This is a genomic window from Ensifer sp. 22521, assembly GCF_052044795.1.
In the GTDB taxonomy this organism is placed as follows: Bacteria; Pseudomonadota; Alphaproteobacteria; order Rhizobiales; family Rhizobiaceae; genus Ensifer.
Window position 1 is genome coordinate 45535 of sequence record NZ_JBQENM010000001.1, and the last position, 20219, is coordinate 65753.

Genomic DNA, 20219 nt, shown 5'->3' on the forward strand with positions numbered 1-20219 from the left:
CAGGTCCACGTTGCCTAGGAGTGGTGACGCGGATCCGCAATGATTGCCGACGGACTTGCGGCGTGCGCCGTATGATTTTCCGAAAAACATCAGCCTGTTTGCGCATCGGGTGGCTCTCGATCGCTCGCACCTTCACGCCCTGTCGTTGAAGGCGGAGACGTCTCGAGCTGCCGGGGGAGGCGAATGCGAGCTGCGAGCCAAGGTGTTTTCAATGTTCATTGATAGAATTCTTGCCCGTTTCAAGATCCAGACGAAGGTGCTCTTTTTCATCCTGCCCTTCGTCGTCAGCATCTGTGCCGTCGGTATCACCGGTCTCTATGCATCCGGCCTGCTTCAGGGCCGCATGGAGATTTCCAACAGCGTGCTGCAGACATTGAGCGGCTTCAAGGATGTCTATGCGGGCATGAACGCCTTCCTGCATTCGACGACCGAGGAAACCAGGCAAGCCGTCCAGTCGAAGATTTCGGCTCAGAAGGACGTGCTTGCGGCGACGGCCGCGCAGGTCGCCGGCCAGAGCGGTCAGGACGAGTTGACGGCCGCAATCGCCGCGACAAACGACATCGAGGCACGCATTGATGGCCTCTGGAAGCTGCATGTCGGCGAGCAGGAGCTGCGCGCAGCGATGGCGGCAAACCTCGACGCGCTGCTGATCGAGCGCTCCAAGATCAACGAGGAATCGAACCGGCTGCAATACGCCGTGCGGAAGAACGAAAACGCTGCCAAGACCATGTTGCGCGAAGCCGAAAAGCTGATGCGCGCCAGCCGCTTCTTCAACGAATTCGGCACCGAGGTCAGCAAGGCGATCACCGTCGACGACAAGCTCAAGGCCGTCAAGGAACGCTTCCCGATGATCGGCCGCACCGAGCGCGACATCTTCCGTCTGCTGCCGAAGGACGAGAAATCGCTTGCCGAAACGATCACGTCGGCTTCGAGCGAGATCGGTTCGCTGCTGAAGGCGCCGGCCGGCCCGGAGACGCTTGCCGGCATCTCCAAATATGTCGACCGTTTCCGCACTGCGAGCTTCCGCCTGGAGGCGGCATCGGTCGGCAAGATGCGTGACGCGACGCGGATCTTCGCCGAACTCGACGAGCAGATCGTCACGACGGAATCGGTACTGACCGCAACCCGCCGGCTCGCCGCGTCGATCACGGACATTCAGATTTCCGCTGCGACTTTCATGGGGCAGACGAACGAAGAGAGCCGCCAGAAGCTGCTCGACAAGTCGCTTGCCGTTCAACAGAACATGGCGACGCTGCGTGGTGTTGCCAGTGACGGCGCTTCCTTCGACAAGATCGCCGATACGCTGATGCCGATCCTGACGGCGATGAAGAAGGATGCCGCAGCGCTCGTCGAAATCACCGTCAAGCGGACCGCCGACTTCGACGCTGCCGGCCAATCGATCGACCAGATCTGGGGCGATCTCACCGGCTTTGCCGAGCAGCAGAAGGTGGCCGCCGGAACAGAACGCCAGGAAGCAAACCAGATCTCGGTGGCCGCAACCGTCGGCGGCGTCGTCATCGCGCTGCTTGCCGGCATTGCTTTGACGCTGACGCTGAAGAAGCCGATCGGTCAGATCACCGCTGCCATGCGGCGCCTCGCCGATGGCCGCCTCGACACGGCGATCGACGGCGACGCCCGTCGTGACGAAATCGGCGACATGGCGCGCGCGCTCGGCGTCTTCAAGGAGAACGCGCTTTCCAAGGTGCGCATCGAGGCCGAGAGCGAAGAGCAGCGTACTCGCGCCGAGATGGAGCGCAGCCGCAACGATCGGGAAAAGCGGGAGCTCGATCGTCAGATCGATCTGGCCGTCAGCGAGCTTGCAGCCGGTCTCGGCCGTCTCGCGCAGGGCGACCTCTCGCGCCAGATCGAGGTTCCGTTCCACGGTCGTCTCGAACAGTTGCGCGAGGACTTCAACGGCTCGCTGATCCGGCTGCAGGACACGCTCTCCCAGATCCGTGCCAATGCGCAGGCGATCCAGGAAAGCGGTTCAAGCATGCATCATGCCGCCGACTCGCTGTCGAAGCGAACGGAAGCCCAGGCGGCATCGCTTGAAGAAACCGCCGCTGCGGTCGACCAGATCACCGTGACCGTTCGCTCTTCGGCCGAGCGTGCCGGCGAAGCCAACCATGCCGTGATCCAGACGAAGCGCAGCGCCGACAGCTCAGCGACCGTCGTCACCAACGCGATCGCCGCCATGGGACGCATCGAGGAGGCCTCGCGCCAGATCGAGCAGATCATCGAGGTGATCGACGACATCGCCTTCCAGACGAACCTGTTGGCGCTGAACGCCGGCATCGAGGCGGCGCGTGCGGGTGAAGCAGGCAAGGGCTTTGCCGTTGTCGCCCAGGAAGTGCGTGAACTGGCGCAGCGTTCGGCAGAGGCCGCGCGCGAGATCAAGGGGCTCATCAACAAGTCGACGAACGAGGTCAATGCCGGTTCGCACCTGGTCAAGGAAACGGGCGAAGTGCTGGCATCGATCAGCGCGCAGATCGTCACCGTCAGCCAGCATGTGGAGATGATCGCGACCGCTAGCCGCGATCAGGCCGTTGCGCTCAACGAGGTCAACGGCTCGGTCAACCAGATGGACCAGATGACACAGCAGAACGCTTCCATGGTCGAGGAAGCCACGGCGACGAGCCGGTCGCTCGCGCACCAGGCCGACACGTTGATGATGCTTGTCGAGCAGTTCCGGCTGGAGCCGCAGGCAGACGACTACAATTACCGGGCCGCCTGAGGCGGCCGGCAATCGAATTCGCTGACGGCGGACGTTCCGCCTTCAGGCGAAGGCACGGCAAACCGGTATCGCCGTGCGACATAACAAGGGCAGGGGCTAACATTGCACCGCGTGGCCGCAGGGCTCCGCGGTGCTCTTTTCTTCAGCGTCAAGGCGCCTCATGCGCCGCTGGGCAATCCTGACGGACAGGGCGTTAAAGAGGCGCCGAAGATATCCCGGCGGCTTCGGATCGAAGTCTTCGTCCCAACGCCGGTTCTTCAAGGCCATGTCGGCGATATAGACCATTGCCATCATTTCCATGGTGATGCTCCTCACTTGGTGGGCATCACGTCTTTTATGCATCCAAAGCAGTTTTACATACACCGGATATCGCGCTATATTTTTCAGTAATGAAAAACCTGGATTGGGATATCTACCGCTGTTTCATGAGCGTGGCGCGCACCGGGGGCCTGACCGGCGCGGCACAGGCGCTCGGTTCGAGCCCGGCCACGGTCGGGCGGCGGATGCTGGAGCTCGAGGAGCGGACGGGCCGCGCCTTATTCCTGCGCAGCCAGACCGGCTATCAGCTCACTGGCGACGGTGAGCTTCTTTTCGAGCAGCTTCAGGAGATGGAGACGGCGGCGCGCCTGGTCGAAAGCTGGCGGCGCGAGGGTGAAGGCGCGACAGTCCGCATCACCGTCGGCACCTGGAATGCCTGGCTTCTTGCCGAGAATTTCCCGGCACTTTGCAGCGAGAGGGATGGTTTCAGCCTGGCGATAACGGTTGGCGAGACACGCGCAAGCCTCGCCTATCGTGAGACCGATATCGGCATCCGTGCTTTCGAGCCCGAGGAAAGCTATCTGGCGGCGAGCCTGATCGGTGACGTCGCCTACGCCGCCTATCGCCAGAAGAACGCAGCGTCAGCTGCCAACAGTCGGTGGGTGGCCGTGGGCGAAGAGGAGGCGATCTCGGCCTATCTTCGCTGGCCTCACCAGCAGGCAGAGGGCAGGATCGTCGCGACGATCACACGGCCGCGTTCGCTCCTGGATCTCGCCCGTGCCGGCGCCGGGTGCGCCGTGCTTCCCTGTTTCGTCGGCGATCTCGATCCGATGCTGGAGCGGGCGGGTGACGAAATCCCGGCGCTCAGGCATCGGCAATGGATCGTGATGAACAACGAGGATCGGCACCGAAAGGAAATCCGCACGGTGGTCGATCGCATGACGAAGCTGTTGCGTAGCCATGCTGACGTCTTTGCCGGAAAACGGCCGCGTCGCGGCTGAGCATGCGCGCGACCGGCCCGCATCCAGAACGACGGGTCGTGGGTTCTGGCGCCTTCGGTCAGCGCATCAGGAGCTTGACCAGGGCGGCCTGAGAATTGACCCGGGTCTTGGAATAGATGCTTTTAAGCTGCGTACGGGTCGTCTCGTAGCTGACGCCGTTGGCATGCGACATTTCCTTCAGCGTCAGGCCGGCAACGACGCCTGACGCGATGCGGATTTCGGCCGGCGTGAGGCCGTAGCTGTCTTTCAGGTGGGTGAGGCGTTGGTCAAAAACCAGCGAGGACGCCGGCTCGACCAGCACCGCGACGGTGGGGCCATCGAGGAGTTCGGTGAAGATACTGGCGCTTCGCCGGACGAGCGTGATCCGAAAGGCGCCATTCTCCGCGGTCCTGACGATGCGAACCTGCGGCTGTGCGGGAGTGCCGACCGGTGAGGCCAGAAGCTCCAGTGCCGCGTTGGCTTCCGGTTCGTCCATGAACAAGCGTCCGCCGATCGTGACGCGAAACGGAGAACCCTTCGCCGCCATGCGTTCGGCGTTGACGTTCATCGAGCGGATGCGAAGATTGTCGCCGACATAAATGACGCCGACGCCGATCGTATCGAGAAGCGTCTGGCCCTCATGCTGCTCGGCCATCATCAGGTCCCGTCGGCGCAGGAAATCGAAGGCGCGTTTCAGATGAGGGGCAAGAAGGGTATATTGATCGGCCGCCTGCCGGTTGAGTTCCTCGTCCGTGGACGATGTACAGGTCGATACGAGCAATGTGCGCGTCGCGCTGCGCACGATGGTGACGCCCACCGTGGTCTCGCAGCCGGTCTGGCCCTTCAGCCAGTCATTGTAGAATTCCGATTTCAGCAAATCCGCGCGCGAGACGATATGCTCGCCGGCGAGACCGCGGCCGACGGGCACGAGGACCGACTTCGGTATCCAGGGATTGATCGCCGCGAAGTGGCTGTTGAACTGGTCGATGGCTTCCGGCGTAAAGCCGGAGACATAGGGCACGCATGACGCCGGCGATGTGAGATCGTGGTAATGGAGCGCCGAGCGCCCGCCGGGCATCGTCGTGGTCAGTCGATCAAGAAAGTCCTGCCAGCTGCAGTCACCAAATGCGGCGCCGTAGATAAACTCCGTCAGTTCGGCCGTATCGGCAGCTCTCGTCGATCGATGCATGCGCACCTCTGCCTAAGGTAGGTTTGGCTAATATAGGCAGGAGCGGGAGGTTCGATCAACCTGAAATAGTGGGTTGCCGGTGATCGTTGCATCGTGAACGATCACCGCGAGCACGGAAAGGCCGGCATCGCTGCCGGCCTTTCTGATCTTGTGCGCCGAGATCTCGCGCTGCAGTTTCAATGATATTCAACGATAAATTGTGCTTCGGACGAAAGATGCAGCGAGCGGACGAAGCGAGACGGATGAAAGCAAGGCCATCCCAAGCGTCACAGCAACGAGTGTCATGGCCTGCCCTGGGTCACGATGACCGGGATCAGGAGGTCGCCCCAGTTGCCTTCACCGCCGTGGTGGCGGGCCGAGCGAACGAGCTCGACCGAAACGCCGGCATCGACGGCTTTCATGACGGACTGGTTGAGGCGGTGCAGGTCGTTGGCGACCATACGGATCGCTGCCTGCTGGTCCGGGGTCATCGCCGAAGACTGTTCCTCGGCCCGTTCCTTGACGCGTGTCTGGACTGTCATTGGACTTCTCCTTGAGGTTCGAGGCTAGAGTGGGATGCGGAAGAGTGTCTGCGGTTTCCGTCCGTGTCCCGCTCTGATTTATGAGGATCGGCAGGAGCGCAGCGGGCAGGGATTGCCGCGCTCCCGCCGGGCTTTCACTCTGCGGCCGGGCGGAACTGGTCGTGCTCGGTCGATTCCTTCATAGCGGTCGTTGAGGATTGGCCACCGGTAATCGCCATCGAAACGGCGTCGAAATAGCCGGTGCCCACTTCGCGCTGGTGTTTGGTTGCGGTGTAGCCGTTGACCTCGGCTGCGAATTCCGCTTCCTGCAGTTCCGAATAGGCGGCCATCTGTCTCGCCTTGTAGCCGCGCGCCAGTTCGAACATGCCGAAGTTCAGCTGGTGGAAGCCGGCAAGCGTGATGAACTGGAACTTGTAGCCCATCGCGCCCAGCTCGCGCTGGAACTTGGCGATCGTCGCGTCGTCGAGGTTCTTCTTCCAGTTGAACGACGGCGAGCAGTTGTAGGCGAGCAGCTTGCCCGGATGCGCCTTGTGTACGCCTTCGGCGAACTTGCGGGCCTGCTCCAGATCTGGCTTGGAGGTCTCGCACCAGATGAGGTCGCAATGCGGTGCATAGGCGATGGCCCGGGCGATGCAGGGCTCCAGCCCGTTCTTCACCTGGTAGAAGCCTTCGACCGTGCGCCCGGCGTCATAGTCGACGAAAGGACGGTCGCGCTCGTCAATATCGGAAGTGAGCAGCTTTGCCGCTTCCGCATCCGTACGGGCGATGACCAGCGTCGCCGTGCCCATGACGTCGGCGGCAAGCCTTGCTGCGTTCAGGTTGCGGATATGGGCGGCCGTCGGGATCAGAACCTTGCCGCCGAGGTGGCCGCACTTCTTTTCAGACGCGAGCTGGTCTTCGTAGTGCACGCCGGCAGCACCTGCCTCGATGAACGCCTTCATGATCTCGAAGGCATTGAGCGGGCCGCCGAAGCCGGCTTCGGCATCGGCGACGATCGGCGCGAACCAGGTGTCGACCGAAAGGCCCTTGCCTTCCGACGTTTCGATCTGGTCGGCGCGCTGCAGCGTGCGGTTGATGCGCTTTGCGAGCTCGGGCGCCGCATTGGCCGGATAGAGCGACTGGTCCGGATACATTGCCGAAGCGGTGTTGGCGTCGGCAGCAACCTGCCAGCCGGAGAGATAGATCGCCTTCAGGCCGGCGCGGACCATCTGCATGGCCTGGTTGCCGGAGAGCGCTCCAAGCGCGTTGACGAAGTCATCCTCGTGAATGAGTTTCCACAAGCGGTTCGCGCCCATTTCGGCCAGCGAATAGCGGATTTCGACCGACCCGCGCAGCCGCTTTACGGTCTCGGCGGTATAGGGGCGTTCGACGCCATCGAAGCGGCCTTGCGGTGCGCTCGGAACCAGCTTGTAAAAATCAGTCATTACATCCTCCTGTCAAAATCGGACATCCATTCGACTTTCGTCGCACGGCGCTTTGTGTTTCGAGTTCATGTGACAGCTTTTACATTGCGCTGCGATATTCGGCTATTGGAAACAATGAAATGGCGCGCTCAAAAGGGTTATCTTGTCTTGCCTTTGACAGAAGCGCGAAGTAAATTTGTAAAAAATGTAAATCGTCGCGTTCGTTGCAGATTGTAAAGGTAGTTACAAATGGCCGAGAACAAGATCTTCGCCGGTCCGCGGGTCAGGCGTATTCGCAACGGTCTCTCGCTGACGCAGACGGCCATGGCCGAGGCCCTCGGCATCTCGCCGTCCTACCTCAATCTGATCGAGCGCAATCAGCGGCCGTTGACTGTTCAGCTGCTTTTGAAACTCGCGTCGGTCTACAAGGTCGATCTCGACGAACTGCAGGGAGAAACCGGTGGCAGCCTCACGCAATTGCGCGAGGTTTTTGCCGATCCGCTGTTGTCAGCCGAACTGCCCGGAGAGCAGGAGCTGATCGAGGTGGCGGAAGCCGCCCCCAATGCCGCCGGCGGTGTCGTCAAGCTCTATCGCGCCTATCGCGAGCAGGCGGCGCGCCTGAAGGACCTCGCCGACCTGCTGGCGGGGCAGGGGCATATGGAGGCGCTTTCGGGCACGCGGCTGCCGATGGACGAGGTGCGCGAAACCTTCGAGGCGCGGCCCAATCATTTTGCTGCAATCGAGGCAGCGGCGGAAGCCTTTCATGAGGCGCTGTCGCCAGGCGATGATCTCGTGGGTGCTCTCAGGAACTGGCTGAAGAAGGAGCATGGCCTGGTGGTGCGCAGCCTGCCGGTGCATGCCATGCCCAATCTGCGCCGCCGTTTCGACCGGCATTCCATGCGCCTCTTCATCTCCGAGCGGCTATCGCCCTATGACCAGCTCCGCGAGATCGCCATGGAGGCCGTATCGATCGCCTGCCATGAGGCGATCATAGCCGAACTCGAGCCTTTGCGTTTCTCGACGGCGGAGGCGCGCCGCATCGCCCGTTTCGAGCTTGCGCGCTATGGCGCGCATGCGCTGATGATGCCCTATGCCGCCTTCCTCGCCGCCGCGCAGCGCGCGAAGTATGATGTCGACGTGCTGCGTGCGCGCTTTCAGGTCTCCTTCGAGCAGGCCGCCAATCGGCTGACCATGCTGCAGCGGCCGGGCGCACAAGGCGTGCCCTTCTTTCTGATGGAGATCGACAATGCCGGCCACCGCTTGCGGCGGGCCGGCGCTTCAGGCTTCCCGCAGGCGAAATTCGGCGGCGGCTGTCCGAAGCTCAATATCCACGCCGCCTTCTCGGTGCCGGGGCAGGTTCTGGTCGATCGTGTCGAAATGCCCGATGGCGCTGCGTTTCTGACGGTGGCGCGCACGCTGGATGGCCCGCAGGCGGCGTTTCAGGAGCGGGTTCGGCGCACGGCCTTGCTCCTCGGTTGCGAAGCGTCCTTCGCTGATGAGGTGGTCTACGGTTCGGCGATGCCGCCGGCGGTCGCGATTGGTGCCGCCTGCCGGCTCTGTGAACGGCAGGGCTGTCTGGCACGCGCCGAGCCGCCGGTCACGCGGCCGCTGGGGCTCGATGAGATGGCGACCGGGCTCAGCGTTTTCGATTTTCAATAGCTGACGGGATGCTGGTTCGGCAGCAGCGGTGCATCCGGCGCGAAGCATTCCGCCGGAAGGCCCGTCGTATAGCCGCGGGTGATATGCGCCTTGTCCGCATAGGCCTTGTTGCGCATCAGGATCGCGTGCAACTCCGGCAGGTTGTAGAACGGCACGCCCGGATAGAGGTGGTGCTCGAGGTGATAGTTGATGTTGTGGGGGGCGAAGAACAGCTTCTCCCAGGCATGCGGATAGACCGTGCGTGAACTCGTGAGTTCGTCGCTATAGTCCATGCTGCCAAAGTGCTCGGCGACGCTGCGTATATAAAGGAACAGGCAGAAGAAAGTGAGGAACGGCACCACCCAGTAGAGCGCCACTTCCCGCCAGATGCCGAGCAGCGTGAAGATCGCCGCGGCGGCCACATAGAAGCCGATGCGCAGCAGCTTGTATTGAAGCGTCGAGCGGTCGTTCTTTCCCATGCGTTTGGCCATGTGCAGCATGTCGCGCAGCGAATTGACCGCAACGAGGTAGCCAAGCAACTGTGTTATGCCGCGAGCAAGCTTCTGCGGGAAGGTGAATTGCGGCATGCCGAGCTTCGCCGTCCAGTCCGGATCCTCGTCGGTATTGGCATGCTGGTGGTGCGCGAGATGGTTCTGGCGATAGCCGTCGACGGTGGCAAGCACCGGCCAGGCGAGCAACAGGTCGCTCATCCAGTCGCTGAGTTTTCTGTTGCGGACGATGCGGTAATGCGCGGCCTCGTGGATCATGCAGCCGTGTGCATGCATGCGTCCGGCGATCAGCACAACGGCGAGCAGATAGACCAGCGGATTGCTGGCATATTCGCTGACGGCGATCGCCGCTGCGATCATCACCCAATCGAAAGCGATTGCGCCCAGCGCCTTGTGCGGCTCGAGCACGGAAAGGCGTTTCAGTTCCTTCGGGTCGATCCTGCGGCTTCGTCCGCCTGTGGCCTTCTCGCCAACGATCTTCTCGCCCATCGCAATACCCAAGCCTTGATGCACAACCGGCCGGAAAATCGCACGGCGATCATGGTTAATCAATTGTAAACGTCGGTCCGTACATGTCGAGCATCGACATGGTTAACTGCGGCGAGCGGTGACGCCCGGTTTAAGCAGCCGCCCGGCGGCTTGCCATAAGTGCCCGATTTTCCTTGGCTTGTGAAAAACTTCGACCGATGCGGCGGCGCCTTTTATTGGCACGAAAGCGCTTGAGGTTATCGAGAAACATGCCTAACCTCCGGCCTGAGCGAAGCGGATTGGACGGTGTCCCGGCATGCCGGGCCCGATACGAAAAATCAAAAGGGGAGTTGTATGTCCAAGCTCATCGTCACAACCCTGGCGGCAGCCGTACTGGCCGGTTCGACCATGCTGGCCTCGGCGCAGGAGCGCGTGGTCAACGTCTACAACTGGTCGGATTACATCGACAGCAGCATTCTGGAAGACTTCACCAAGGAGACCGGTATCAAGGTCGTCTATGACGTCTTCGATTCCAACGAGATCCTGGAGACGAAGCTGCTCGCGGGCGGTTCGGGTTACGACGTGGTCGTGCCGACGGCAACCTTCCTGCAGCGGCAGATCGCCGCCGGCGTGTTCCAGAAGCTCGACAAGTCGAAGCTGCCGAACCTTTCCAATATGTGGGACGTGATCATGGAGCGTACGGCGAAGTACGATCCGGGCAACGAATACGCCGTCGACTACATGTGGGGCACCACCGGCATCGGCTACAATGTCGACAAGATGAAAGCGATCCTGGGCACGGACGAGAAGCCCAACTGGGACGTGATCTTCAAGCCGGAACTGGCGGCGAAGTTCAAGGATTGCGGCATCCACATCCTCGATTCCCCGACCGACGTCATGCCGTCGGCGCTTGCCTATCTCGGCCTCAATCCGGATAGCCACGATGCTGCCGATCTGGAAAAGGCGGCCGAACTCCTGGCAAGCATCCGTCCCAACGTGCGCAAGTTCCATTCGTCGGAATACATCAACGCGCTCGCCAACGGCGACATCTGCCTTGCGGTCGGTTTCTCCGGCGACGTCTTCCAGGCCCGCGACCGTGCGGCCGAAGCGAAGGCCGGCGTGACCGTCGACTATGCGATCCCGTCGCAGGGCGCGCAGATGTGGTTCGACATGTTGGCGATCCCTGCCGATGCACAGCACGTTGAGGAAGCCCATGCCTTCCTCAACTACATGATGAAGCCGGAAGTCGTCGCCAAGGCATCGAACTACGTCTTCTACGCCAACGGCAACAAGGCCTCGCAGCAGTTCCTCGACAAGGCCGTTCTGGAAGATACCGCCATCTATCCGTCGGAAGAGGTGATGCAGAAACTGTTCACGGTGACGCCCTTCGAGGCGAAGGAACAGAGGGTATTGACCCGACTCTGGACAAAGGTCGTAACCGGCCAGTAAGAGCGGAAAACGAATTGCCCGGACCTCAAAATCCGGGCAATTTTCTTAATGGGCGCCGGGGAAAACAAGAGCGCCCAATCGGCTGTATCATTCGGGGATAGATGATGAAGTCTCTCGGCAGTATTCGGCGGTCCTTTGCCCCCTGGGCGGATCCCGCTTCCAAGCCATTCATTTCCGTCAAGAACGTGACAAAGCGGTTCGGCGATTTCACCGCCGTCGACGACCTTTCGCTTGATATCTACACACGCGAGTTCTTTGCGCTCCTCGGCGCGTCGGGCTGCGGGAAGTCGACGCTCCTGCGCATGCTTGCCGGCTTCGAGCAGCCGACGTCGGGTGAGATCATTCTCGACGGGCAGAGCCTCGCCGGCATCCCGCCCTACCGGCGGCCGGTCAACATGATGTTCCAGTCCTACGCGCTCTTTCCGCACATGACGGTCGAGAACAACATCGCCTTCGGCCTCAAGCAGGACGGCATGCCGAAAGCGGATATCGCTGCGCGCGTCGCGCAGATGCTGAAGCTGGTGAAGCTCGAAAAGTTTTCCCAGCGCAAGCCGCACCAGCTTTCCGGCGGCCAGCGTCAGCGCGTCGCGCTCGCCCGTTCGCTTGCCAAGCGGCCGAAGGTGCTGCTCCTCGACGAGCCGCTCGGCGCGCTCGACAAGAAGCTGCGTGAGGAAACCCAGTTCGAACTGATGGACCTGCAGCAGGAACTCGGCCTCACCTTCGTCGTGGTGACCCACGACCAGGAAGAGGCGATGACCATGGCCGACCGCATCGCGGTCATGAGCCACGGCAAGGTCATCCAAGTCGCGACCCCGGCCGAGATCTACGAGGCGCCGAATTCCCGTTTCGTCGCGGACTTCATCGGCGACGTCAACATTTTCGAGGGAGCGGTCGGCGGGGCTGACGGCGGTTATGTGCGCCTTGAAGGCACCAACGGCTTCCCGATCCGCATGGCGTCGCCCGAAAGACCGGCTACAGGCGGCAAGTCCGCCGTCGCCGTCCGCCCGGAAAAGATCCGTGTCAGCCGCCAGCCCCCGGCACACGCGCCCGTCAACGCCGTCCAGGGGGAGATCTGGGATATCGGCTATCTCGGCGACATGACCGTCTTCCACGTGCGCCTGAAGGACGGACGCGTGATCAAGGCGTCGTCGCTGAATGCGGTGCGCGCGGTTGAGGATCCGCTCGGTTACGACCAGGAGGTCTGGATTTCTTTCGGCGAAGACGCCGGCGTCGTTCTGAAGGATTGAGACATGACACGCGTCGCATCCGCTCTCTTCAGCCGCCTCGTCATCATCATCCCCTATGCCTGGCTGCTGTTTTTCTTCCTTATCCCCTTCTTCATCGTCTTCCGCATTTCGCTGTCGCAGACGGCAGTGGCGATGCCGCCCTATACGCCGGTCTTCGATCTCTTTGGCGGCCTGTCCGGAATCCTTGAAAAGGCGCGGGAGTTCTCGCTCGACAATTATGTCTGGCTGACGGAAGACGTCCTCTACTTCAACGCCTATGTATCGAGCGTCATCATCGCGGCGGTTTCGACTGTCCTGACGCTGCTGATCGCCTATCCGGTCGCCTACGGCATGGCGAAGGCACCGAAGACCATTCGGCCGACGCTCTTGATGCTGGTGATCCTGCCGTTCTGGACGAGCTTCCTGATCCGCGTCTACGCCTGGATCGCGATCCTGAAGCCCGAGGGTCTGCTCAATCAGTTCCTGATGAGCATCAACGTCATCGACCAGCCGTTGATCATCCTCAACACCAACTGGGCGATCTATATCGGCATCGTCTATTCCTATCTGCCCTTCATGGTGCTGCCGATCTATTCGTCGCTCGAGAAGATGGATCACACGCTGACCGAAGCGGCACTCGACCTCGGCTGCACGCCGTTTTCAGCCTTCTGGCGCGTGACCTTCCCGCTCTCCTTGGCGGGTGTCGTCGCCGGCTGCCTGCTCGTCTTCATTCCGGCGGTCGGCGAGTTCGTCATTCCCGACCTACTCGGCGGCTCGGAAACGCTGATGATCGGCAAGACGCTCTGGAACGAGTTCAACGCCAACCGCGACTGGCCGGTATCCTCGGCAGTGGCGACGATCCTGCTTCTGATCCTGGTGCTGCCGATCGTCTATTTCCAGAACGCGCAGGCCAAAGCCGACAGCGAGGGGAGGTAGGAGATGGGTACCTGGTCTCGCTTCAACATCGCCTCGATCGTGCTCGGCTTCGGGTTCCTCTACCTGCCGATCGTGCTTCTGGTGATCTTCTCGTTCAACGAGTCGAAGCTCGTCACGGTCTGGGCGGGCTTTTCGACCAAATGGTACACGCAGCTCTGGCACAATCAGGCGCTGCTCGATGCCGCCTGGGTGACGATCCGCGTCGCACTGATCTCGGCGACCTGTGCAACGGTGCTCGGGACGCTGGCGGCGCTGGCGCTCGTCCGCTTCACGCGCTTCCGTGGTCGCATGCTGTTTTCCGGCATGGTCTACGCGCCGCTCGTCATGCCCGAGGTGATCACCGGCCTGTCGCTGCTGTTGCTCTTCGTCGCGATCGGCCTCGACCGCGGCTTCTGGACGATCACGCTGGCGCACATCACCTTCACCATGTGCTTCGTCGCCGTGGTCGTGCAGTCGCGGCTCTTAAGCTTCGACCAGTCGATCGAAGAGGCAGCGCTCGATCTCGGCGCCACCCCGGTCCGCACCTTCTTTGCGATCACGCTGCCGGTTATCGCGCCGGCAGTGTTTTCCGGCTGGGTGCTGGCCTTCACGCTGTCGCTGGATGATCTGGTGATTTCGAGCTTCACGACGGGACCGGGCGCCACGACGCTGCCGATGAAGATCTACAGCCAGGTGCGGCTCGGCGTGACGCCGGAAATCAATGCGATCTGCACGATCCTCATCGGCATTGTCGCAATCGGGGTCGTCGTTGCCTCCATCGTCACCAAGCAGCGTGAAGCGCAGCGCGAGCGCGACGAGCGGGCCGCCTTTGCGCAATCCTGAGCGGGAGAAGCTCCACGCTTGGCGTGAAGCGGCTTTTGTCCGGTTATGAACCGCAAGCCAACGGCCGGTGTCTCGACGCCGGCCGTTTTCAGTTGGGTTCGCCGAGGACCGATAGGGGCGAGATCACCGCATTCGGCCAGGACCCGCCGACGAAGAAGCGCAGCCTTTGTCCGGCATTGAGTGTGTCGATGAACGTGCCGGCGAGTGCCAGGCTGCCGGTGCGATAGGGAATGACGCCATTGACCGAGAGGCTGCCGGTTTTGCCGGTGAAAAGCGCCTGGTTCAGCCGCGCCGACCCCTGGCCGAAACTGGCTTCGATGTCGGCCGTCTGGAAAGCGAAGCTGCCATCGCTCGCCTGAGCCAGCGAGAAGAACTCTCCCGCCCTGACCAGGTCCGCAAAGGCGTTTGCGTCGAAACTGGAGAGGGTGCCGTTGGCGAGCGAGAGCCTGATGCGGCCCGAAGCCTCGGCCGCCTGCTCAGTCCAGAACGGATGCTCGGTCACCAGGTCGAAGTTGACGTTGCCGCGGCCGGACGGGATCGGGCCGGTAAACCCGAAGTCCGCGAGCGCTGCGGCGAGGTCGGCATTTTTCAGGACAAGTTCGAGTTTGCCGCCCTTTGCCAACCCCGCTTCCGAGACGGCGATCCGGCCACTGAGCCGGCCATTGGCATAGGTGCTGTCGGCGATGTCGATGGAAGCGCGCCCATGGTCGATGATGATGCCGGCCGCCACATCCACAAGCCGCAGCGGGCCGACCAATGCCTCCTGCGCCGACAGGCGGACATCGGCACGCCAGGTCCGCGCGAAAGCGTCACCGAGCTGCTTGGCGATGTCGTCAGGCTCCACCGGCAATTGATCGATGAGGGGTTGCAAACCGTTGAGGCCGATGCGGTCGAAGGCGAGCGTGCCCTCAATACGGGGCGTATCGTTGGCTGGCGTGGAGACGTCGAGAACACCGGTCGCGTTGGCGCCGCCCAGAGCAAACTGCAGATCGTCGAGCTTCAGGGAGCTATCACCTGTCGTGACATTGGCGCTGAGGTTGAAACTGCTGTCGGGCAGGGCACGCTCGGCTTTGCCCTCGAACCAGGCCGCCAGCGTTTGCAGGGATGCGGTCGAAAGCTGGAGCCGGCCCGAACTGATCGGTGTTTGTGAGAGACTGCCGACGCCTTCGAAAGAGAGGTTCAATGGCGTTGAGGTCAGCGATGTCCTGAGCGTCGTATCGCGGCCGGCAAGAAGCACCAGCGGTTCGTTGCAGTCGAGCGTCCAGGTTACCAGCTGTCCACCAATGCTGCCCGAGAACTGGGCGCCCAGAGGCTCGGAGAAGGACGGCCACTTGACCGTTCCGGAGATGCCGGAAAATTCACGGGTCTGATTGGTAATGAGATCGATGACCTGCAGGCGTCCGTTTTCGACCGTGACGTCACCGAAGGGCGTATCGTCGCCGGAGGTCGATCGCTCCGGCACAGTCAACCAGTGTGGACGTTGCCAGTTGAGCGTGCCATCCGTCCGCCTTTCCAGCGTGACGACCGGCTCGATCAAGCGGATGTCCTCGAGGTCCGGGTCGCCATCGATGGCTGAAAGCAGGCTGAAGGACGCGGTTATGCTGCCGATATGCACGAGCTTGCGCGATGTGCCATCTGCCGTCTCGATCGTCGCGGAGCGCAGCGTGAGGGTCGGTTCCGGCCAGAAGCTGATCTCGGGATTGCCTGTTATCCGGCTTTTCCCACCTGACCAGGCGTCGAGCATGTGCTCCACCGTCGGGCGCACGTCGGCGGTCGAAATCAGCAGAGGCAGTGCGGCATTGTAGGCGACAGCAAGCCCCACTCCGATCGCTGCGGCCCACAGGAAGTGGTGACGGCTGAGCCGCGACCGCAGGCGTGCGTCGCGCATCTTATGCAGGAAATTCCGTGTCATGTCTGCCCGGTCGCCATCGCTTGGATCTCGCATGTTGGATAGGCCTTCGGTCTTCAGAAATCAAATGCGACGGACAGGAAACAGACAGGTAAATGTCGCCGGCGCGATGCCGAGACGACTGCAGGTACTGTTTATTTTGCGATGCAGCATGGTATAGAGAGCATGGAGTAGGAGTGGAGGAAAGCATGCAAGCAGAGCAGCCATTGTGGGTTCCGAGTCCAGAGATCCGTGCGCATAGCCCAATGGCTGAATTCATCGCCTGGTGCAGCGAACGCTTCGGCAGAACCTTTGCGGATTATGACGCGTTCCATGCATGGTCGGTGGCCGAGCGTGGTGACTTCTGGACCGCAGTCTGGGAGCATTGCAACGTCGTCGGGGAGCGTGGCGCGACTGCCCTCGTCAATGGCGACCGGATGCTCGATGCCCGTTTCTTCCCCGAAGCGAAACTGAACTTCGCGGAGAACCTGCTTCGCGAAACCGGCGATGGCGATGCGCTTGTCTTCCGCGGTGAGGACAAGGTCGACTACCGCCTGTCGTGGAATGATCTGCGTGCTTTGGTGTCGCGACTACAGCAGGCGCTGAAAGCGCAGGGCATCGGCCCGGGCGATCGCGTCGCGGCGATGATGCCGAACATGCCGGAAACCATCGCGCTGATGTTGGCGACCGCCTCGATCGGGGCGATCTGGTCGTCCTGCTCTCCCGATTTCGGCGAGCAGGGCGTTCTCGATCGGTTCGGCCAGATCGCGCCGAAGCTGTTCATCGCCTGCGACGGCTACTGGTATAACGGCAAGCGCCAGGACGTCGACGCGAAGGTGCGCGCGGTCTCCGCGAGCCTTGCAGTGCCGGCGCTGATCATACCCTATGCCGGCGACAGCGCAGCGCTTGCGGCCTCGATCGCGGGCGGCAAGACTCTCGGAGATTTCACCGCGCCGTTCGAGGCGAAGACGCTGACGTTCGAACGGCTTCCGTTCAGCCATCCGCTCTATGTGCTGTTTTCGTCGGGCACAACGGGTGTTCCGAAGTGCATCGTTCATTCGGCCGGCGGCACCTTGCTGCAGCACCTGAAGGAGCACCGATTCCATTGCGGCCTGCGCCGCGGCGAAAACCTCTTCTACTTCACCACCTGCGGCTGGATGATGTGGAACTGGCTGGTCTCGGGCCTGGCGGTCGGCGCCACGCTTTGCCTCTTCGACGGCTCGCCCTTCTATCCCGACGGCAACGTGCTCTTCGACTATGCCGCCGCCGAGAAGTTCGCCGTGTTCGGCACCTCGGCCAAGTACATCGATGCGGTCCGCAAGGGCGGCTTCGTGCCGGCCAAGACCCATGATCTCTCCACCTTGAGGCTGCTCACCTCCACCGGTTCGCCCTTGTCGCCGGAAGGCTTCTCCTTTGTCTACGAAGGCATCAAGTCGGACGTCCAGCTCGCTTCGATCTCTGGCGGCACCGATATCGTCTCCTGCTTCGTGCTCGGCAATCCCTTGAAGCCGGTCTGGCGCGGCGAGATTCAGGGGCCCGGCCTCGGATTGGCGGTCGACGTTTGGAACGACGCGGGGCAATCCGTGCGCGGTGAAAAGGGCGAGCTCGTCTGCACCAAGGCGTTCCCGTCGATGCCGGTGATGTTCTGGAACGACCCGGAGGGCGCCAAGTATCGCGCCGCCTATTTCGAGCGCTTCGACAATATCTGGTGCCATGGCGACTTTGCCGAATGGACCGAACATGGCGGCATCATCATTCACGGCCGCTCCGACGCGACGTTGAACCCCGGCGGCGTGCGCATCGGTACCGCGGAGATCTACAATCAGGTCGAGCAGATGGAGGAGGTCGCAGAAGCCCTCTGCATCGGGCAGGATTGGGAAGACGACGTGCGCGTCGTTCTCTTCGTTCGCCTCGCATCTGGTATCGCGCTTACCGACGATCTGACCAAGGCGATCAAGAACCGCATCCGCATCGGCGCGTCGCCGCGCCACGTGCCGGCGAAGGTGATCGCGGTCACCGACATCCCCCGCACCAAGTCGGGGAAGATCGTCGAGCTTGCCGTTCGTGACGTCGTGCACGGCCGTCCGGTGAAGAACAAGGAGGCGCTCGCCAACCCCGAGGCGCTCGACCTTTTTGCCGGGCTCGAGGCCCTTAAAAATTGAGGGCGCGTTAACTTGTTGGCGCTCCCCGAATTAACCACGCCTTCAGACTTGCTGAAAAATCACTAAAATTGCGGAGCCGCCTGGTAAGGTCTTGTTAGGAATTGGGGGCGCATGGTCATGTCAACTTGAGGCCGGTCGATGTAAGTCGGCGCTCGGCAGCGATGCCGCCGCAGACATGATGTCATCCCTTCTCGAGCACTTGTTGGTTTAGCATTCGATTATCGAGGTGGCCTCCCAGCCACCTTTTTTTTATGCCGTTGCTGCCGTCAGAAACGCGCAGGGGGCTTCCCGATACCTATCAGGATCGGCCTTCGAGAGACCGCGACACGGCAATGACCGGGATCATGCCGGCGATGACGATGATCATGGCGGCGACCGAAGCATCCTCCACCTTCGCCCGCGAGGCATCCTCGTAGACGAGGGTCGCGAGCGTGTTGAAGTTGAAGGGTCGCAGCATGATCGTGGCGGATAGCTCCTTCATCGTTTCGATGAAGACGAGCAGGGCCGCAGTCAGAACGGCTGGGCGCATCATCGGCAGCAACACGGTGCGCAGGGTCTGTCCGCCCGTGCGCCCGAGCGCGCGCGCGGCCATGTCGAGATGCGGAGAGAGCTTCTGGAAGCCGGCTTCGAGCGTGCCTTCCGCCATTGTAAGAAAGCGCACGCTGCAGGCATAAATGATGGCAAAGCCGGTGCCGGTCATCATCAGGCCGGTGGAGATGCCGAAGGTTTCCCGCATGCCGGCGTCGATCGCATTGTCGAGAGCAGCGAGCGGAAAGAGCACGCCGATCGCCAGCACCGTGCCGGGCACACCGTAGCCGAAGGAGGCGAGCCGCCCGGCCGTGTCGGAGACGCGGGAGTGCCCGGTGCGCGCCGCATAGGCCAGCACGAAGCCGAGCAATACCGTGGCCATCGCCGTCGCGCCCGAAACCAGGATGCTGTGGAAGAGCGCGTTCAGAAGGCGAGGCTCCACGAACTGGTCGATCCGCTTCAGGGCAAAATTGCCGAGGATGAAGAACGGCACGGCGAAACCGGAGAGGACGGGCAGCAGGCAGGCGAACATTGCCGCCCATTTCTTCCAGCCGGTCAGCGACAGCCGGACGGCGTCGTGAACCGCCGAGGTCGTCTTCTGGCTGGAAAAGCGCTGGCGGCGGCGTGCGGCCCGTTCGATCATCATCAGGCCGATGACGAAAACCAGCATGATGCAGGCGATCTGGGCGGCGCCCGCAAGACTGCCGCGGTTCAGCCAGGTATCGAAAATCGAGAAGGTCAGCGTCTGCACGCCGAGGAATTCGACGGCACCGATATCGTTCAAGGTCTCCATCGCCACCAGCGTCAGGCCGATCATGATCGCCGGGCGAGCCATCGGGATCTGGATGCGGAAGAACACTTTCAGCGGACCGGCGCCGAGCGTGCGCGCGACGTCCGCAGCCGCCCGTCCCTGCATCAGGAACATCGAGCGGCAGGCGAGGTAGATGTAGGGATAGAGCACCGAGCTCAGCACCAGCACCGCGCCGCCGAGCGAGCGGATATCCGGAAACCAATAGTCGCGGCTCGTCTTGAAGCCGAAGATCAAGCGGATCAGGCTCTGCACCGGCCCGGTGAAGGTGAAGAGCTCACCGAAGGCATAGGCCGCAAGATAGGCGGGGATGGCGAGCGGCAGCACCAGGGCGGCGGAAAGAAATCGGCGAAGCGGAAACTCGCAGCTTGCCACCAGCCAGGCGGTCAGGATGCCGATGATTGCCGTGGTGGCACCGGTCAGCGAAACGAGGAGCAGCGTTCGCCCGGTTGCGCGCGGAATGACGTTTTCCATGAGATGCGGCCAGTTGCCGCCCCCGCCCGAAACAGCGAGCCACGCGATCGCAATGATCGGCATCAGCACGATCACCGACGTCAGGCCGGCCCAGGTCGCCAGGAGAGGATGGGAAAGACCGGTTCCTGCACGTGCAAGACGCCGCTTTGTGCTCTGAGTGGTGGACTGCAATCGATCGATTCCGAAGCGAGACGGCAGGAATGGCTAACCGGTGGCCAGCAAACTG

The 20219-nt window shown here is 62.0% G+C and carries 15 protein-coding genes; 8 read left to right on the forward strand and 7 right to left on the reverse strand.

What is annotated here, in order from left to right; all coding sequences use genetic code 11:
* Positions 1–211 precede the first annotated feature (211 nt).
* Positions 212–2734, forward strand: coding sequence for a methyl-accepting chemotaxis protein (locus ACTJKE_RS00220; protein ID WP_058325402.1), 2523 nt, complete (start codon positions 212–214; stop codon positions 2732–2734).
* 96 nt (positions 2735–2830) lie between these two features.
* Here ACTJKE_RS00220 and ACTJKE_RS00225 read toward each other — a convergent pair whose 3' ends face one another.
* Positions 2831–3019: a hypothetical protein gene (locus tag ACTJKE_RS00225; protein ID WP_440691026.1), complete on the reverse strand. Its 189-nt coding sequence runs from the start codon at positions 3017–3019 to the stop codon at positions 2831–2833.
* 104 nt (positions 3020–3123) lie between these two features.
* Between ACTJKE_RS00225 and ACTJKE_RS00230 the strand changes: the two genes are divergently transcribed.
* On the forward strand, positions 3124–3993 hold the full coding sequence (locus ACTJKE_RS00230; protein ID WP_057251006.1) for a LysR family transcriptional regulator: 870 nt from the start codon (positions 3124–3126) through the stop codon (positions 3991–3993).
* Positions 3994–4051: 58 nt separating this feature from the next.
* On the opposite strand, the gene ACTJKE_RS00235 is transcribed toward ACTJKE_RS00230, so the two are convergent.
* The 3 genes from ACTJKE_RS00235 to aceA all read right to left on the reverse strand — a co-directional run bounded on the left by ACTJKE_RS00235 (position 4052) and on the right by aceA (position 7106).
* The gene (locus ACTJKE_RS00235; RefSeq protein ID WP_058325403.1) at positions 4052–5161 is read right to left on the reverse strand and encodes a helix-turn-helix transcriptional regulator; all 1110 of its coding nucleotides are present in this window, start codon (positions 5159–5161) and stop codon (positions 4052–4054) included.
* Between the two features lie 281 nt (positions 5162–5442).
* Positions 5443–5682 (reverse strand): SMc00767 family acetate metabolism repressor, encoded by a 240-nt coding sequence (locus tag ACTJKE_RS00240; protein WP_034800815.1) that lies wholly within the window; start codon positions 5680–5682, stop codon positions 5443–5445.
* Positions 5683–5816: 134 nt separating this feature from the next.
* On the reverse strand, positions 5817–7106 hold the full coding sequence (gene aceA, locus ACTJKE_RS00245) for an isocitrate lyase (protein ID WP_058325404.1): 1290 nt from the start codon (positions 7104–7106) through the stop codon (positions 5817–5819).
* A gap of 228 nt (positions 7107–7334) precedes the next feature.
* Between aceA and ACTJKE_RS00250 the strand changes: the two genes are divergently transcribed.
* Complete coding sequence (locus ACTJKE_RS00250; protein ID WP_058325405.1) at positions 7335–8744, forward strand: helix-turn-helix domain-containing protein; 1410 nt, start codon at positions 7335–7337, stop codon at positions 8742–8744.
* Here ACTJKE_RS00250 and ACTJKE_RS00255 read toward each other — a convergent pair.
* Positions 8738–9721: a fatty acid desaturase family protein gene (locus tag ACTJKE_RS00255; RefSeq protein WP_058320476.1), complete on the reverse strand. Its 984-nt coding sequence runs from the start codon at positions 9719–9721 to the stop codon at positions 8738–8740. The genes ACTJKE_RS00250 and ACTJKE_RS00255 overlap by 7 nt on opposite strands.
* Positions 9722–10054: 333 nt before the next feature.
* On the opposite strand from ACTJKE_RS00255, the gene ACTJKE_RS00260 reads away from it, so the two are divergent.
* The 4 genes from ACTJKE_RS00260 to ACTJKE_RS00275 all read left to right on the forward strand — a co-directional run bounded on the left by ACTJKE_RS00260 (position 10055) and on the right by ACTJKE_RS00275 (position 14133).
* A complete protein-coding gene (locus ACTJKE_RS00260; protein ID WP_058325406.1) occupies positions 10055–11149 on the forward strand; it encodes a polyamine ABC transporter substrate-binding protein in 1095 nt (364 codons plus the stop codon).
* A gap of 104 nt (positions 11150–11253) precedes the next feature.
* Positions 11254–12396, forward strand: a complete 1143-nt coding sequence (locus ACTJKE_RS00265) for an ABC transporter ATP-binding protein (protein ID WP_057250995.1) — start codon at positions 11254–11256, stop codon at positions 12394–12396.
* Positions 12397–12399: 3 nt separating this feature from the next.
* Positions 12400–13311, forward strand: a complete 912-nt coding sequence (locus ACTJKE_RS00270) for an ABC transporter permease subunit (protein ID WP_058325407.1) — start codon at positions 12400–12402, stop codon at positions 13309–13311.
* A gap of 3 nt (positions 13312–13314) precedes the next feature.
* Positions 13315–14133 carry an ABC transporter permease subunit gene (locus ACTJKE_RS00275; RefSeq protein WP_058325408.1) on the forward strand — a complete coding sequence of 273 codons (819 nt, stop codon included), beginning with the start codon at positions 13315–13317 and terminating at the stop codon, positions 14131–14133.
* Positions 14134–14221: 88 nt separating this feature from the next.
* Here ACTJKE_RS00275 and ACTJKE_RS00280 read toward each other — a convergent pair whose 3' ends face one another.
* A complete protein-coding gene (locus tag ACTJKE_RS00280) occupies positions 14222–16045 on the reverse strand; it encodes an AsmA family protein (protein ID WP_058325602.1) in 1824 nt (607 codons plus the stop codon).
* Between the two features lie 185 nt (positions 16046–16230).
* On the opposite strand from ACTJKE_RS00280, the gene ACTJKE_RS00285 reads away from it, so the two are divergent.
* Entirely contained in the window at positions 16231–18183 is a 1953-nt protein-coding gene (locus ACTJKE_RS00285) for an acetoacetate--CoA ligase (protein ID WP_113511373.1), read from the forward strand.
* Positions 18184–18481: 298 nt separating this feature from the next.
* Here the strand turns inward: ACTJKE_RS00285 and ACTJKE_RS00290 are convergent, their stop codons facing one another.
* Complete coding sequence (locus tag ACTJKE_RS00290; protein WP_065372773.1) at positions 18482–20164, reverse strand: ABC transporter permease; 1683 nt, start codon at positions 20162–20164, stop codon at positions 18482–18484.
* Positions 20165–20219: the final 55 nt, after the last annotated feature.